Consider the following 15,905-nt stretch of genomic DNA (forward strand, 5'->3'; position numbering starts at 1 on the left):
AAAGTAGTATAACTTATTAAATGTAGGGATGCAGGAGGATGATTTAATGTCAAATGTAAAAGTATCTCGATTAGTATATGCAGATTTTCATTCTACAAATGTAGATGGTATGGTGGACTATTATGTTAATGTAATGGGATATAGTATTACTGAAGAGAAAGATGGGATTTTTTACTTAAGTAACTGCTTAGATCATCACAATATCGTTATTACACCAGGTGATGAAAATGCAATTAAAAGCTTAGGATATCAATTAAATCGCAAACAAACTATCGAAGAAGTGTACGTAGAATTACAAAGCAAGGGTATTGTTGCAAAAGTATTAAAAAATGCTAAACCTGGAATTGCAGAATTGGTTGAGTTACAGGATCCAGATGGCATTGTCATCGAATTATTTAATGATATAGCCCTTTCAAAAAATGGTTATTCAAGTTCGGGAATTGTTCCTCTTAAATTAGGTCATATTGCATTCTGTGCAATAAATCATCAAGAGGTTGTTGATTTCTATCAAGACGTTTTAGGATTCCAATTTACAGATAAAATTGGTGAGAACTTCTGTAATTTCTTAACATGTAATATGGATCATCATGTCCTTAATATTGTTGCATCTGATCAAAGCAAATTACATCATATTGCATTTCAATTAAAGGATGCCGGTCATCAAAATGCAAGTTCTGATTTGCTACAAAAATTCAATCATCCTGTTATTTGGGGACCATCTCGTCATACAGCGGGACATAATATTGCAACGTACCATTATGATCCAGATGGACATGTAATAGAGTTATATACGGATATGGATGTCTTTCTACCAGAATTAGGTATATTCGAGCCTCGTCCATGGCATAAAGAATTACCTTTAAAACCGAAAGTATGGAATAGTCTAAGTTCATGGGGTACCGAGTTCCAAATGGATTTATCTAAAATCTAACTGGGCTTCCTAAGGATATCATATTCCCTAAAAAATAATAATGGCAGAATAAAATGCATGACAGCCTACCTTTTTTTGATAGGAAATTCGCCTAAAAATGAAGAGATTACCCTACAATAATTCACTTTATTGTAGGCTTTCTTTATTTAGATGGCCCTACTAGATAACATAGAATAAGTGTTTTTATATTTAACTAAATCACTTTTATAGATGATAAGATTATTAGGAAAATGAATAGTGTTGATCATATATAATCTATTGAAAAGAGGGGAATTCGCAGATGATTAAAAGTCCTGATGAGAAGGAAATTTTTTATCCGAGCGGTGAAGTGATGTACCGCGGGGAAGTAAAGAAAAATGATTATGGACATGATAAATTTCATGGAAAGGGAGTGTTGTTTGATCAGGACGGTGAGGTTTTGTATGAAGGCGAGTTTGCTGAACATATGAAACATGGTAGTGGGACAATGTATTTGAAGAGAAAACGTATTTATGAAGGGGAATTCGAGAAAAATAAAAAACAGGGATCTGGAATTTCATTTCATTCGGATGGCAGTGTTCAGTTTGAGGGTAGCTTTGACCAAGATCAAATGGACGGGTACGGAGTACTTTATTATTCATTAGTGGAGTTAGCCCCGTTTGATACTTTTCGCGAACAGTTTCCCCAATTAAATCGTCCACTTTATGAAGGATATTTTGTACACGGCATGAAGAAAGGTGAAGGCAAGTTGTATTACCCAAGTGGTTTATTGCAATACGAAGGAGACTTCATGTGGCATGATATGCGAGGGGTAGGACGTCTTTATTTCAACACAGATGAAGTGACCCAGGAGTTGGCAGAAGTAGGTCATTGTGGATTGGAATATGAAGGATATTTTTTGGATAATATGAAAAATGGGAAGGGTAAACTTTATTCACGTGAAGGTGTGCTCTTAGCGGATGGGCAATTTAAGAATGATGATTTAATGGGAAAAGGCAAGCTGTATTATCCGCATGGTGAGGTTCATTATATAGGCGATTTATTTGCTGGAAAAATGCATGGACGTGGTGAATTTTATAATGAAAAGGGTAAGCTTATTTATAGTGGTGAATTTAACAATGGTGAGAGACTTCGTATCACGCCAGAAGTAGAGTATGAAATTGCCAAACTACAACAGCAACTGGATCAATTAGTAGGCTTACCAAATGCCAAAAAGGAATTACATAATTTAATTAGTTTTATTAAAGTTCAAAGCTTGCGGGTAGATCATGGTTTAGCAAGTTTTCCAATTACATATCATTTAGTATTTACAGGAAACCCTGGAACAGGAAAGACCACTGTGGCACGTATTATAGGGCAAATTTATAAGCATTTAGGGGTATTATCGAACGGGCACTTTGTGGAAACAGACCGTGCTGGATTGGTAGCGGGATACGTTGGACAAACAGCGCTAAAGGTGCAGGAAGTTGTGAAAAAAGCGACGGGTGGCGTACTTTTTATTGATGAAGCGTATGCACTAGTGAATGACCCTAAGGATGCGTTTGGTCAGGAAGCAATTGGTGGTTTACTCAAAGGAATGGAAGATTTGCGTGATGATTTGGTCATTATTGTGGCGGGCTATGAAGAACCGATGGAATCTTTTTTAAATGCGAATCCAGGATTTAAATCGCGCTTTAATCATTTCGTAAAATTCGATAATTTTACAAAGAGTGAGCTATATGAAATTTTCGCGTCATTATGTGCTCAAAATGATTATGTGTATGAAGAAGAATTTGCGGAGAAAATGAAAGAGCAATTAGGTATGATTCCAGTGGAAGAAATTCCGAACTTCTCCAATGGACGCTATATTCGCAACGTTTTTGAAAAGTTGGTAACAACTCAATCTAATCGACTTGTGAAACAGGAGCAAATTACGCGTGATGAGTTAATGCACTTTGAAGTGGTAGATATAGAGCAATGCATTATGGAGAATTTGTTCGGACGAACGTACTAAATATTTTTAATGAAAAAAATCCATATTTTGAACTGCACCTCAATTGTTAGAAAGCAGCTACCAATTGGAGGTGCTTTTCTAGATGAGAAATTGTTTTTTGCACCCAAACCCTACTTTATCTGTAGTTCCTAAATAATTATTCTCCAATTTGCAATACAATCTTTCCAAACTGTTCACCCTCACTCATGCGTTTGAATGCGTGTAATGTTTCTGAATGTAAAAAGACTTTGTCAATTACTGGCTTCAACTGATATTTTTCAACAAATTGCAGCATTTCCTTAAACTCTTCATGACTTCCAAGCGTGGTCCCTAAAATATTATATTGCCCGAAATATAATGATTTCAAATTAATATGAATATCCTCTCCAGTCGTAGCTCCGTAACTGACAACCGTTCCACCAACTTTTACTACATCCATTATTTTTCCCCAAGTAGCTGGACCTACACTATCAACGATTAGATCTATTTTTTCATCCTTTAATTCATCCTTCCAATCATTATTACTGTTTATTGCTAAATCTGCACCAAGATTTAGCGCTCGACTCATTTTCTCTTCACTTCTGGATGATACAATCACCCGTGCACCAATGGCTTTAGCCATCAACAAAATGAATGTCGCTACACCTCCACCAACACCTGGAATTAATACTGTTTGATTAGACTTTAATTTTCCTCTTGTAAAAAGCGCCCGATATGCTGTCAGCCCAGCTAATGATAGAACGCCTGCTTCTTCCCATGACAAATGCTTTGGTTTTAATTCTACATTTTCAAAAGGTACAAGTATAAACTCTGCAAATGTCCCATTTGAAGGAACACCAAGTATTTTAAATTCAGTTGGTGGGATATCACTTTTAGTAAACCAATTTAAACTAGGATTAATAATTACTTCGTCTCCAAGTTTTACATTTTCTACAGCTTCACCTATTTCCACAATTATTCCAGCTCCGTCAGAACCTAGTACCACGGGCTCTGAATCCTCTTCTCTACGATGTAAGTTCAAAATATCACGATGGTTTAATCCAGCTGTTTTAATACGAACTTTAACTTCACCTTTTTTGGGCTTTCTTTCTTCCATATCAGTGAAATGCGTATTTTCAATTCCTGGTTTTCCTTTATGTACAAAAGCTTTCATAACAACTCCTCCAATTTTTTAAAAATTAACCTATGCCAAAGTACACTGTGAGGCAAAAAGACGCACTAGGGATAATACAGTTGACTTCATTTTCCTTCAGTAATAATAAACAAAGGAACCTGTTTATTATTGTTTAAAATAATCGGCTTCGCGTTTTTCTAAAAATGCGGAAATCCCTTCTTTACCTTCTGTACTACTTGCTCTCTCAGCCAGAAGTAAAGCTTCTTTACTCATTTGAGACTCAAGTGTTTCTTGTAGAGAATGATAAAATAATTTTTTAGTTGCTCCATATGCATTCATTGGTCCACGCGCTAGCGTTGTGGCTAAATCAAGGACAACTTCCATTAACTTATCTTCGGGAATAACATGATTGATAATCCCCCATTCACTTGCTTCTTTCGCATCTAACATTCTATTTGTATACATTAGCTCAAGCGCACGTTTCATTCCCACCAAACGTGGTAAAAAATAACTTCCTGATCCATCAGGCGTTAAACCAATTCGGTTGTAAGCCATTACAAACTTCGATTTTTCAGAGGCATAAGCAATATCACATGCACACACCAGACCCATTCCTGCACCAGCCGCTACTCCATTTATAGCGCCAATAAACGGTTTATTCATTCTTACAAAATTTGAAGTTGCTTGATGTAAATAAGAAGTCACGCTTTTCAGATGTGAGCTAATTTCATCACCTTCATTAGCAAAGCTTTTTAAATCTCCACCCACAAAAAATTTATTTCCTGCCCCTGTAATAACAACCGCTCTTATTTCATCACTTTCTGAACAAATAATAGAAACATCCATTAATTCCTTTGCCATTTGTAGATCTAGTGCATTTCCTACATCGGGACGATTTAAAGTAACAATTCCAACATTATTTTCTACTTTTAAAAGTACACGGTTATTACTCATGATATTCTCCTTAACGATTCATTTTTTATTATATTTACAAACTTTCTAAAACAATAGCACTGCCTTGCCCACCATCAATACAAAGTGAGGCTAATGAATAGAAATAAGTAATTCTTGTACCACTCGCGCCAAGAGGATAATCTAATGCTACGAACTGTTATTTATTTACTACTGTTGAACTCAGCTGCATACTCCAAATTAAATCCAACCTTTTTACTTAATTCGTCTAGAGTAATATCTTCCATCATTTCTAATACTTTTACTCCCTCATCGGTAAAAGTAAAGACGGCATAATCAGATACAAATAAGTCTACTTTGCGAATACCACTTGTTTTATACGTTAATTCCTTCACTAATTTAGAAGTTCCATCTTTTGCAAATAATGTGGCAGCAACTATTACTTTTTTGGCTCCAGTTACTAAATCCATTGCACCTCCAACACCTAAAATGGGTTGGTCTGGAACAGCCCAGTTAGCAATTTCACCCTTAATATCAACTTGAAGGATCCCTAATACCGCTACGTCTACATGTCCACCTCTGATCAATCCAAATGAATCAGCACTATTGAAAAAAGAGGCGCTTTTCAAATAGGTAACTGGTTCTTTTCCAGCATTGATCAATTCAATATCTAGATTTTCTTCTGTTGGAGGAGGCCCCATTCCCAATAGTCCATTTTCTGTTTGTAAAAATACTTCTTTATCATCCAAGTACTCCGATACAAGAGTCGGAATGCCAATACCTAAATTTACGATTTGGCCCTCTTTTAATTCTTCTGCAATTCGCTTCGCAATAACTAGTCTTTTATCTTGACTCAACATACTCACTCCCTACTTTGGAATACTTACTTTGAATGACATAATCAACATACGCATGAGGTGTAACAATGTATTCAGGGTCTAGTTCCCCTACCTCCACGATCTCATCTACTTCCGCAATAACAATATTACCCGCAGTAGCCATCATCGGATTAAAGTTTCTAGCTGTTGTATGGTAAACCAAATTTCCAAGTCGATCGGCTTTTGCGGCTTTAATAATTGCTACATCACCTTTAATCGCTTTTTCAAAAATATATCTTTCTCCATCAATTACACGTTCCTCTTTACCCTCTGCTAGTTCTGTTCCTACAGCTGTCTTCGTATAAAAACCACCAATACCAGCTCCGCCGCAACGTATTGCTTCAGCCAATGTTCCTTGAGGTAACAAGTCAATTTCTAACTCACCTTTTGACCAAGCAATCACAGCTTCTCTATTTATCGAAAAAAAGGATCCTATTGCCTTTTTAATTTTCCCCTGCATAAACAATTTGTGTAACCCTTGTCCAAGATCACCTAAATTATTACTCACTACCGTTAAATCTTTAATATCTGTTTCTAGCAATTCATCAATAATTGTTAGTGGTGTACCAGATAAACCAAATCCACCCGTTAAAATTTGATCGCCATTCTTAAACAATTTTCGAATTTCACTTGATTCAATAACTTTATCCATCATGCTTCCCCCTTGCAAATTGATCCAGACTAAATATTATTACTGTCTTTTTAGTTTATTAATAAATATATAAAGCTCTTACAACCTGTATAAAGAGTAAAAAAGGGTGCGAAAAAGCCATTTTTTATGACTATAATGCCCCTTTACTTCTTACATAATTCTTTTATAAACTCATATTTTTCAAAGATGGCAAGGAAAGTTTCATCTTATTTAATGGTCTCTTCTTCTTTCATAACAATACCAATTAAATCTTGATCGAAGTTTGTACCCCAATAGCTTAATTCTTCCCACACTCTTGGTTTTAGAGGTAAAGTTTCATGCCATGGACGTGGATCCATACAATCCAGTTCCGGAATGTAAACATCTAAATCTGAAAATAATTCAATATAATGTTGATCTGGATCATGATGATATGCTGCGATGTTATGTCCAGCTGTATGACGGGATGGACCCCATAAAACCGGGATTTTTTGTTTTGCAAGCTTGTCAGAGCTGTCTTTATGATGTTCAAAACTTCTTAATTCAAATGCAATATGATGCATAATTGTACTTTTAGATTGAAGTACATTTAGAGTATGATGATCTGAATTACAAGTTAGAAATGTTGCAATATCCCCTATTTTATCTGTTTCCCAAAATCCTAAAACTTGCTTGTAAAAGTCTACCGTTTGTTTGGCATTTTTTACTCCGATAGCAATATGTCCAAGTTTATTTGGGACAATTCCTGATTCTTTAAATCCTGGTGCCGGGGTTTTAATATCACTATAGAGATTCAGTATTGTGCCTCCTGGATCTTGAAGCTCCAACAATTGTGAAATACCAGGTTCTGCATCTGTTTTCAATTCAGAAGAAATTCCATGTTCTTTTAATTGTTGACTCACTTCTTTAAGAGATAGTTCTCCGCCAATCTGCCAGCCTATTTTATTAAGCTGACTACTATCGGAAGGCGTTACCACAATGTTGTGGTGATCAACTCCACTGGAAAGATAGGATTTCCCATTATCTGCTTGTTCAATTAAAGTAAAACCCATAACTTCTGAATAATAATTTGTAAGCGCACTAATATCTTTTGTACCAAACTCTGCATAACCAAGTTTAAAAACATTCACCATGATAAAATTCCTCCCTTTGTTAAACTCCATAACTAAAACTTCCGCAAATAATTAATTAATGTATACCCTTTTAAAAGTAGAATTTTCTACTTTTAAAAAGATTTAACCGGTACCACAAAAAGACAAAACAAACAGTATACCTACCGTCTTCCATAGAGAAACGGATCGTTTATGAATGTGAGAATGATTTCTGTATTCATACTCATTTTAATTTTTCATCCAAAGCCAAAAAATAAGCTCACATTCTTCCCTTTAGGGCTCAATTATCTCTATCTCCTCACCAATCTCAAAAGACATCAAATCTTCACCAACAACCACGTCACCATCATAGATTTTCTTTGTTCTTTCTACTAATTTTGCTTCTTTTTCAGACATCATTAGGGCAATATGTGTGTATGCAGCGAGTCTTGGTTTGACTTGCTTAAAGACTTCTCCAGCTTGTTCAGGGGTAGTGTGATAAGCCTCAATATTTTTATGTGCTTGTGATTTGTACTCTTCCTCTGGACTTTTTATTGAGATAACTTCATGAATAAGCAAATCAGTTCCTTGTGCATATTTAACCAGATTTTCGCTATAGGTAGTGTCACCAGAAATCACAACCGAATACCCATTATAATTCACTCTGTAACCAAGGGCTGGCTTCATAGGTCCATGATCAACCTCAAAAGCGATTACTTCTATACCGTCCTCTTGAAAGACAACTCCTTCTTCAATCTCAAGAACATCAGCATTCAATCCAGTGGCACCTTCAACTACTTTTCTAACCTCAATATCAGCCTCAAATGCCTTTAATGTGTGATCGACCCAACTTTTTGTTCCCTTGGGACCCCAAATTTGGAAATTATCTTCTCTCCTCCCCCTAGGATCTGGTACGGCCGCTGTAATTAAAACATCAGCAAAGCCCATTGTATGGTCATGGTGTAAATGGGTAACAAAAAGTTTATCAATCATCCCGGGAGCAATATCCATTTGATTTAATCGAAGAGCAGCTCCCCGACCAACATCAAAAAGCAATTTCTTATCACCAACCTCTACTAGGGTTGAATTACTAAATCTATCCATTGATAACATAGGTGAACCAGTCCCTATTAGAGTCACCTTAAAATCGCTAGTACTTTGCTTTTTCTCATTATCTTCAGTGATATTTGTTTTCTCTTCATTTGTTTTTTCTGTATCTGATGAGAGTACTTTAGTATTTTCATTTTCTACAGATGACTCAGAACTCTCGGCTTGTTCACCTTCCTGACTACAACCTACCAAGATAAACATAAAAAATAAAAAACCAATTGAGAGTAAAAGTGACTTTTTAACCATTAAACTATCTCCTCCAATATTTTTTGTATTTGTTGATTGTCGTAGTTCATCATTGACCCATAATTTTAGTTCTAAATTATTAATTAATGGGATTTCTTCTTTTTCTAGGAAATAGGGGAATGGACCGACTGGACAGAATGTACGGAACTTTTCCCCTGTACCATAGTAAAACTATAATGTAAGTAATATCCACAGGAAATATATAATTAAATGTTATATATACCTAATCGCTCTTTTTATACGTTAAGTTCTTTAGAAACTTTTAAGTGAAGCTGTGATAATAAGTCATCCACAACTCCTGGAAGTTCTTCCAGCGTTGGTACTCCAGCAAAAGTATAAAAGTCTGGGCGAACAATAACTGCATCCAAACCTTTTTCATTAAAGTACGCAGCGTACTTACCATTCAAGTCATACACTGTATCCGTATTTTCCTCGTTACTAATATGAACAATCTTCACGTCAATTTGTTCAAGTAAAGCGATTTGATTATTTGTTAGTAGATCACGAGGATCTGCTTTAGTACTTATAATTGTCCATCCTTGCCCAATGATGTCATCAAACCGTCCTGTTTTACCTTGATAACTTACAAAGTCTTGTAGTGATAACTCTCCTGTTGGAGATAATATCTCTCCATTTTGATTTTTGTGTAGTATTCCATTTGTTAAGATTGGCATTTCCGGGAACGGTGGAATATTACCTGAGAAGAATGCTTGATCACGTTTTTCTGCTTCTTTTTCATCTGGAATGCAGATAATTTTTCCGAGTTCAATTGCCATATTAATAAGTGTCTTACAATGATCATAACGCTCTACTTGATATGACTCAAAAAGGGATTCTTCCGCTTTGTCACGAAGTACAAGATCTAATTTCCATGCTAGATTTTTTGCGTCGCGAATACCTGAGCACATGCCTTGTCCCATGAAAGGAGGTGTTACATGTGCAGCATCACCAATAAGGAACACGCGATTATTTTGCCAATTTTCAGCAATATTTGAGTTAAATCGATAGACTATTTTCCGAATAATTGTTCCTTCTTCTGGTAAAATCCATTCCTTTGTCAATTCATGAATTTTTTCTAAATCTAACATATCCTCTTTTTTCTCACCAGGTAACAACATAAATTCAAATCGTATATGCTCATTACCTAAGCGACTTACAACAGTAGTTGGTCTGGCTGGATCACAAACTTGATATCCTTCTGGCAAGTGATATAAAATCTGCGGGTCATTAGGACGAATGTCAACAACAAGGAATTCAGATTCAAACCCTAAATCCTTTGTTTTTATGTCAAATTTATTTCTTGTAAAACTGTTGGCCCCATCAGCACCGACCGCATAACGTGCTCTTACAGTCCTTGTCTCATTTGTTGCCACCCATTTACCGGGTTCAGGTATTTCGCCCTTTCTAAAAGTAACTTCTACATGATCCTCATGTTCTGTTATTTCTTCAGCCTGCCATCCTAGGTTTAGCTCAACATTAGGATAAGATCGTGCAGCTTCATCAAGCGCTTTTTCAACGTCAGGTTGGAACATAAGATACCCGTTTTCCCATCCAGATGCTGCCACACCTCCATAAGGAAGGTCTAGTAAAATTTCTCTTTTCGCATTCACCCAGTGATAACGAATAAATGGAACAACTTTTTCTTCTATTTTATCGGCGCAGCCTATACCTTGTAATACACGCATAATCTCATGATCAAATGCTGCAGCTCTCGGAAGACTAAATGTTGATGGCCACCGTTCAAAAACTGCAACACTTTGTCCCGTTTTTCCAAGTAAAGCTGCCATTGCTTGTCCAACAGGTCCATATCCAATTTGTACAACATCATAAATTTTATTAGTCATTTGTATTTCCTCCAAGGAAGTATATTTTTTTATAGATACCGAATAGTATTCTTAATAATAAGGTAATTGGGAACGCTTACAAAGGTAATTGAACTAATATCTCAAATCCAAAAATCTACAGTAATAGTTTCAATAAGCCCAATCTGCTTTGCAAAAGAAACCACGTTTTGATGAGCTGGGTGAAATAGAAATATTTCTAAATTTTTTCTATCTTCGAACTTAGCGGTAACCCCAATATCAAAACCTTGATTTCTTTCAGAAAAATTAAATCCGATCTGGATTTCAATGATAGCTTCAATTTCCTCCACTAAATCCTTAAGTCTATGAATCACTAAATCTTTTTGTTCTTTCGATGTGGATGATTTAAATTTTAATATAGCAATATGTTCAATCATATATATCCCCCTACTATGTGAAGATAATTGAATATTGACGTATAATCGGGAAATTTTTCACTTCCTTTCAGTTCTAACAAATCAAATTAATATTAAATAAATAATATTATATTACCCCGTTAAAGTCAATTGAATTTTCTAAATATTTTATATGTTCGGATACGTAGAGTGTTTTTATAAAAAGCATTCAGGTTAATATCTGTAACTTTTAATTATATTAGTTGTTAAAATATCTAGAGAAATTAAAAAATAGTCTGCTTACGACGGGAAATCCGTCGTAAGCAGACTATTTTAGGTGTTTTATGTCGTTATTATTTCTCTTTATTTGTTCATTTCAAACTCACTGATTCATTTTTACTCTTTTCAATTATAGTGTTTACATCCAATATTAAATCATACATAGTTTGACGTGCTTCTATACCATTACCTTTACAGATTGCCATATAAACATTTTTATGTAAATTCAAAGCTTGCTCTTTTGATGCAGACAAATCTTTTTCAACATTAACGTATTCTTTCATTGTTTGGCGGCGGCTTTGAAGAAGTGAATTTCTTAGTAAATCCCCCAGATTTATAAGTAATTCATTATGGGAGGCGGCCATAATACTTTGATGAAAATTGTAATCTGCTTGGGCCCATTGACTTTCACTTCTATTCATTGCGGAAGTTTCAAGATCTTCAAAAGCGGCAGTAATATTCTTAATATCTTCCTCAGTTGCATTTTTGACAGCAAGCTCTGAAGCAGTTGGTTCAATAGCAAGACGCATTTCGGTTAATTGCTGCAAAAATTTATAGTCAGGTGTATCCTCACAAGCCCAACCAAGTACTTCTGTATCCCACCATTTCCAGTCTTTGCGGTCGCATACGATAGTTCCTACTTTTGAAACTGAATTAACTAATCCCCTTGCCACCAGACCCTTAAAGGCTTCCCTTACGACTGTCCTACTAACTCCATACTGTTCGCTCATTACTTCTACTTTTGGTAATAAACTTCCGGATGGAATGACTTCTTTAATTATTTTTTTGCCTATATCATGTACAAGTTGTTCACTTAAATTTAGCATTTTCCATCCTCCTTCATAATAAATAATATCTAATGTTTAATTTATTAGATAAAAACAAAAACGTCAAATTTCATATTAATATGATTTGAATATCGGGAAGTTACCTAGATGTATCTTTTAAGACTCTTTACAATGCTTTCCAGCACTATTAATACATCAAGCGCCTGGCTCAAAAACCTCTTTTGTTCCAGTATTAATTGGGGTTGTAATTAAAGAAACATGTTTCTTTAGATAACCATATTCCACATGCTCGAATTCAGCGTAGTCTTAATTAATTATTATTATAGCTTTGTATATTAATTTTCATCATTTCATTTACAAACAACTCTATAGCCAGATTTTGATTGTTTTTTTCCCAAGCGATACCGATTTCAAAATTTAATAAATCATCTCTTAATGAGTCCCTACTAATAGGCAATTTAATAATTTGATTATCATGATTAAAATAATTAAATATTGAATTGGGTAAGATCGAAATCCCTATATTCGATTTAACCATCATTAGTAAGTGTTCGAAATTATCAGGTTCATTAATTATGGTAGGATTCAAACCATTTTCATTACATAGTTTTATAATGCTGTTATATGCGGACGAAGCAGCTACCTCAGATAAAAGTATAAATTTTTCATTCTTAAGTTCTGAAAGATTTATAGACTTTTTAGAACTTAGTCTATGATTTTTATGGCAATAGACCACAAAAGAATCACTGTAAATTGGCTTGAAAGTAAGGTTTGGATATTTTTCAATTACCATAGAAAGAGAAAAAATAATATCTAAATTACCATTAATTAGAGAATGAATTAATGCTCCTTGATAATATTGTTCAGAAAACAAATTAATATCAGGGTATTTTTCATTAAAATTTTGCAGTAGATCGGGAAGGAATTTAAATTCGGCAGGTCCCAAATAGCCTAATCTCAAGGTGTTTTTATAGTTTGAACTTATATCTTCCATTTTCCTTACCATGTCTTCCATTTTATTTAAAACTTCTACAGCATCTTTAAAAAAATTTGACCAACAGATGTTAATTTTACAGTTCTTTTATTTCTTTCTAATAAAATAACGCCTAATTCATCTTCTAAAGATGCAATTTTTTTACTCACAGCTGCTTGACTTACAAACAACTTTTTAGAAGCGTTAGTAAAGTTTAATTCGTTTGCGACTTCAACAAAGTATCTAATTTGGATTATATCTATATTTATCACCCTTTTTTAGTTATTACAGTTATAACAAATATGCATTTCACTAAACGATTGTTCTAATGTAACATACGAGTAAGCGGTTGCAATAATTAGAAATATCAGATATTAATAAGGATTCAACCCCTTATTAATCTATTATAGCATTTTATCAAAGGAGGATTTATATGGTAAACAAACAAATGGTAGTTGAATCCACAATTTATGAAGAATTATTAGGGAAAGCTGAGGCAATGATACCAAATCTTCGAGAACGAATTGGTGAAGTAGAAAGTCTAAGAAGTATTCCTCAATCTACTATTGATGAATTAACAGAAGCTGGTCTTTTAAAATTGCTTACACCAAAAAAATATGGAGGTTATCAACTAAACTTCCGACAGTATCTTGATATCGTTTCACAGATTGGTAAGGGATGTGGTTCAACTGCTTGGGTGGTGTCTTTAATAAACGTTGTGAAATGGTTTGTTTCTGTAAACTTTACAGAAGAAGTTCATGATGTAGTTTTTAAAGATGATGCAATTGCTAACTGTTGTGGCGTATTTGAACCTAGAAAATGTGATGTGGAGAAAGTTGAGGGAGGATATCTTATTAAAGATGGGATGAGGGGCTTTGCTTCTGGTTCCAATCACTCAGATTATTTCTTCCTAGGTTTCCCACAAGTCAACGAAAATGGAGAAGTTGAAGGCCTCGCTGCTGCACTTATTCCTCGTAAAGATGTTAATGTTTTAGACGATTGGGATACTATGAGCATGAGAGGGACAGGAAGTAATAGCCTTACAGTGAAAAATGTATTTGTACCGGAAAAATGGATAACATCTTTATCAAAAGCTGTTGTTGGAGAATACCCATCAGTACATTTACAGGATCAAGCCTTGTATAGATCAGCCTTAATTCCAGTAGCTTCACTAGTTCTACTAGCTCCAGGTATAGGATTAAGTGCAGCAGCAAAAGAGATATTCTTAGAAAAACTACCGAACAGAAGAATTCAATATACATTCCATAACAAACAGGCAGAAGCAGCAATTACGCATTTACAATTAGCAGAGGCTGTAATGAAAATGGAAACAGCTAGTCTATTAGCATATCGTTGCGCAGATGAAATTGACAAATGGGCAGCTTCTGGAGAATATATGGACTTTAATGGTCGTGTACAAGCCCGCGTAGACAGTAGTTACGCTAATAGATTGAACTGTGAAGCAGTAGATATTATTTTCTCTATTGCCGGTGGTAGTGCAATTTCAGAATCAAACCTACTTTCTAAAATTATGAAAGATTCTAAAACACCTCCACAACATGGCTTAATTGTACCAACAACAGGTCTTGAATTATATGGAAGAATTCTAGCAAAACAAGAACCTAACACGTTTTTAGTTTAGAATTCCGTAGATTTCAAAAGCGAATAAACAATATGATTACATGTATATTAGCAGTAAGTGAAGGAGGAGAACTGTATGAATGCAACTATAGAAAAACAAGATTTATTCAAGGAAGCACTTGGAAATTATCCTACTGGAGTAACAATTGTGACTACAACTGATGAAAATAATATACCACTTGGCTTGACAGTTAATTCATTTGCTTCTGTATCCTTAGATCCATTACTTGTCCTATGGTCAATTGATCATAAAGTGTCTAGCAGAGAGGCGTTTGAAAACGGTGGTAAATTTGCCATTCATATTTTAGCTGGGAACCAATCAGAATTATGTAAAACGTTTGCTAGTAAAGATGTTGATCGATTTGCTAGCTGCAATTGGGCACTTTCCCCATTAGAGTTACCTGTAATAGAAGGAGCTTTTGCAGTATTAGAATGTGAAACGTATAAAACAATTGAAGCTGGTGATCATACAATTTTAATTGGTGCAGTTCAAAATATTCAAGTGGATAAAGAACTTAATCCTATGTTATACCATCGAAGACATTTTGGAGAAATTCCAGCAGAGTTCTATTCATAAGAAAACCGCAAGCGCCGTATCTCTGCCCCGAGAGGCCAGGCTACTTGCGCTAGACATATTCTGTAGAAAACTCATTTATTTTCATATTTTATAAGAAAACAACCCAAGAAGGACATTCCTTCTTGGGTTGTTTTTATATTACCTCTTTATAATGTTCTTTACAGAAGCTAAGTATTATTGCTTCTTCTTCATCTTCTAGAGCAAAGTCTAATACTTTCCCACTAGTTCTGTTGATAATATGATATTGTAAAACTCGTTCTTCTGTTTCGGAAACAGCTAAGATTACGCGTAAATCTAATGAATACTCATCTTCATACAGTTCATCGTCTTCTGGTACTTCAATTCCTAATAAAAACTCATAACGATCTCCTGTAATAATACCAGTAGGGTCATTTAACTTATCGACTTCATATGATGTAATTTTCAAAAAGTCACCTCCATTGTTTATAGTTTATCACTATTCCTACCGAAAATAATCCAAATTCTAATTTGTTATTATTAATATTTGGACAAGTACATATTAGTGCTTCTCTTTACTCTATCCCATCATTCGTCCTTTCGGTTAAATTATTACGCACCCAAAGAA

Annotated in this window: 16 protein-coding genes and 1 pseudogene; 4 read left to right on the forward strand and 13 right to left on the reverse strand. The window is 34.8% G+C overall.

The genetic code is table 11. From position 1 onward, the window contains the following. The first annotated feature begins 46 nt into the window (after nucleotides 1–46). Nucleotides 47–931, forward strand: a complete 885-nt coding sequence (locus tag C7437_RS12775) for a VOC family protein (protein ID WP_170122375.1) — start codon at nucleotides 47–49, stop codon at nucleotides 929–931. A gap of 280 nt (nucleotides 932–1,211) precedes the next feature. Further along, entirely contained in the window at nucleotides 1,212–2,903 is a 1,692-nt protein-coding gene (locus C7437_RS12780) for an AAA family ATPase (RefSeq protein ID WP_111440126.1), read from the forward strand. Nucleotides 2,904–3,039: 136 nt separating this feature from the next. On the opposite strand, the gene C7437_RS12785 is transcribed toward C7437_RS12780, so the two are convergent. The 12 genes and pseudogenes from C7437_RS12785 to C7437_RS17475 form a co-directional block, all read right to left on the reverse strand. Further along, a complete protein-coding gene (locus C7437_RS12785; protein ID WP_111440127.1) occupies nucleotides 3,040–4,035 on the reverse strand; it encodes a zinc-binding dehydrogenase in 996 nt (331 codons plus the stop codon). 126 nt (nucleotides 4,036–4,161) lie between these two features. After that, the gene (locus tag C7437_RS12790) at nucleotides 4,162–4,950 is read right to left on the reverse strand and encodes an enoyl-CoA hydratase/isomerase family protein (protein ID WP_111440128.1); all 789 of its coding nucleotides are present in this window, start codon (nucleotides 4,948–4,950) and stop codon (nucleotides 4,162–4,164) included. Between the two features lie 34 nt (nucleotides 4,951–4,984). Further along, a pseudogene (locus tag C7437_RS17470) lies at nucleotides 4,985–5,101 on the reverse strand (acetyl-CoA C-acyltransferase); the annotation flags it as partial. 10 nt (nucleotides 5,102–5,111) lie between these two features. Next, a complete protein-coding gene (locus tag C7437_RS12800; RefSeq protein WP_111440129.1) occupies nucleotides 5,112–5,768 on the reverse strand; it encodes a 3-oxoacid CoA-transferase subunit B in 657 nt (218 codons plus the stop codon). After that, on the reverse strand, nucleotides 5,752–6,438 hold the full coding sequence (locus tag C7437_RS12805; protein ID WP_111440130.1) for a CoA transferase subunit A: 687 nt from the start codon (nucleotides 6,436–6,438) through the stop codon (nucleotides 5,752–5,754). Before C7437_RS12805 ends, C7437_RS12800 begins: the two co-directional genes overlap by 17 nt. Nucleotides 6,439–6,644: 206 nt before the next feature. After that, nucleotides 6,645–7,550 carry a VOC family protein gene (locus C7437_RS12810; RefSeq protein ID WP_170122376.1) on the reverse strand — a complete coding sequence of 302 codons (906 nt, stop codon included), beginning with the start codon at nucleotides 7,548–7,550 and terminating at the stop codon, nucleotides 6,645–6,647. Nucleotides 7,551–7,802: 252 nt separating this feature from the next. Then, nucleotides 7,803–8,864 (reverse strand): MBL fold metallo-hydrolase, encoded by a 1,062-nt coding sequence (locus C7437_RS12815; protein WP_111440132.1) that lies wholly within the window; start codon nucleotides 8,862–8,864, stop codon nucleotides 7,803–7,805. A 236-nt stretch (nucleotides 8,865–9,100) separates the two neighbouring features. Then, nucleotides 9,101–10,708, reverse strand: a complete 1,608-nt coding sequence (gene mhpA / locus C7437_RS12820) for a bifunctional 3-(3-hydroxy-phenyl)propionate/3-hydroxycinnamic acid hydroxylase MhpA (RefSeq protein WP_111440133.1) — start codon at nucleotides 10,706–10,708, stop codon at nucleotides 9,101–9,103. Nucleotides 10,709–10,809: 101 nt separating this feature from the next. Further along, nucleotides 10,810–11,103 carry a Dabb family protein gene (locus tag C7437_RS12825; protein WP_111440134.1) on the reverse strand — a complete coding sequence of 98 codons (294 nt, stop codon included), beginning with the start codon at nucleotides 11,101–11,103 and terminating at the stop codon, nucleotides 10,810–10,812. Between the two features lie 329 nt (nucleotides 11,104–11,432). Further along, nucleotides 11,433–12,167 (reverse strand): FadR/GntR family transcriptional regulator, encoded by a 735-nt coding sequence (locus tag C7437_RS12830; RefSeq protein WP_111440135.1) that lies wholly within the window; start codon nucleotides 12,165–12,167, stop codon nucleotides 11,433–11,435. A gap of 271 nt (nucleotides 12,168–12,438) precedes the next feature. Then, nucleotides 12,439–13,143, reverse strand: coding sequence for a LysR family transcriptional regulator substrate-binding protein (locus tag C7437_RS12835; RefSeq protein ID WP_111440136.1), 705 nt, complete (start codon nucleotides 13,141–13,143; stop codon nucleotides 12,439–12,441). A gap of 14 nt (nucleotides 13,144–13,157) precedes the next feature. Continuing rightward, the gene (locus tag C7437_RS17475) at nucleotides 13,158–13,373 is read right to left on the reverse strand and encodes a LysR family transcriptional regulator (RefSeq protein WP_111440137.1); all 216 of its coding nucleotides are present in this window, start codon (nucleotides 13,371–13,373) and stop codon (nucleotides 13,158–13,160) included. Nucleotides 13,374–13,534: 161 nt separating this feature from the next. On the opposite strand from C7437_RS17475, the gene C7437_RS12845 reads away from it, so the two are divergent. Both C7437_RS12845 and C7437_RS12850 read left to right on the forward strand, forming a co-directional pair. Further along, the gene (locus C7437_RS12845) at nucleotides 13,535–14,743 is read left to right on the forward strand and encodes an acyl-CoA dehydrogenase family protein (protein WP_111440138.1); all 1,209 of its coding nucleotides are present in this window, start codon (nucleotides 13,535–13,537) and stop codon (nucleotides 14,741–14,743) included. Between the two features lie 75 nt (nucleotides 14,744–14,818). Next, nucleotides 14,819–15,319 carry a flavin reductase family protein gene (locus C7437_RS12850; RefSeq protein ID WP_111440139.1) on the forward strand — a complete coding sequence of 167 codons (501 nt, stop codon included), beginning with the start codon at nucleotides 14,819–14,821 and terminating at the stop codon, nucleotides 15,317–15,319. 133 nt (nucleotides 15,320–15,452) lie between these two features. On the opposite strand, the gene C7437_RS12855 is transcribed toward C7437_RS12850, so the two are convergent. Continuing rightward, on the reverse strand, nucleotides 15,453–15,746 hold the full coding sequence (locus C7437_RS12855; protein WP_111440140.1) for a DUF6509 family protein: 294 nt from the start codon (nucleotides 15,744–15,746) through the stop codon (nucleotides 15,453–15,455). Nucleotides 15,747–15,905 lie beyond the last annotated feature (159 nt).

The organism is Psychrobacillus insolitus, from assembly GCF_003254155.1.
Classification (GTDB): Bacteria; Bacillota; Bacilli; order Bacillales_A; family Planococcaceae; genus Psychrobacillus; species Psychrobacillus insolitus.

Coding starts and splice junctions, on each gene's coding strand:
- C7437_RS12825 (WP_111440134.1), bottom strand. CDS start 11,103: ATGATTGAACATATTGCTATATTAAAATTTAAATCATCCACATCGAAA.
- C7437_RS12815 (WP_111440132.1), bottom strand. CDS start 8,864: ATGGTTAAAAAGTCACTTTTACTCTCAATTGGTTTTTTATTTTTTATG.
- C7437_RS12835 (WP_111440136.1), bottom strand. CDS start 13,143: ATGGAAGACATGGTAAGGAAAATGGAAGATATAAGTTCAAACTATAAA.
- C7437_RS12810 (WP_170122376.1), bottom strand. CDS start 7,550: ATGGTGAATGTTTTTAAACTTGGTTATGCAGAGTTTGGTACAAAAGAT.
- C7437_RS12845 (WP_111440138.1), top strand. CDS start 13,535: ATGGTAAACAAACAAATGGTAGTTGAATCCACAATTTATGAAGAATTA.
- C7437_RS12785 (WP_111440127.1), bottom strand. CDS start 4,035: ATGAAAGCTTTTGTACATAAAGGAAAACCAGGAATTGAAAATACGCAT.
- C7437_RS12850 (WP_111440139.1), top strand. CDS start 14,819: ATGAATGCAACTATAGAAAAACAAGATTTATTCAAGGAAGCACTTGGA.
- C7437_RS12805 (WP_111440130.1), bottom strand. CDS start 6,438: ATGGATAAAGTTATTGAATCAAGTGAAATTCGAAAATTGTTTAAGAAT.
- mhpA (WP_111440133.1), bottom strand. CDS start 10,708: ATGACTAATAAAATTTATGATGTTGTACAAATTGGATATGGACCTGTT.
- C7437_RS12775 (WP_170122375.1), top strand. CDS start 47: ATGTCAAATGTAAAAGTATCTCGATTAGTATATGCAGATTTTCATTCT.
- C7437_RS12800 (WP_111440129.1), bottom strand. CDS start 5,768: ATGTTGAGTCAAGATAAAAGACTAGTTATTGCGAAGCGAATTGCAGAA.
- C7437_RS12830 (WP_111440135.1), bottom strand. CDS start 12,167: ATGCTAAATTTAAGTGAACAACTTGTACATGATATAGGCAAAAAAATA.
- C7437_RS12780 (WP_111440126.1), top strand. CDS start 1,212: ATGATTAAAAGTCCTGATGAGAAGGAAATTTTTTATCCGAGCGGTGAA.
- C7437_RS12790 (WP_111440128.1), bottom strand. CDS start 4,950: ATGAGTAATAACCGTGTACTTTTAAAAGTAGAAAATAATGTTGGAATT.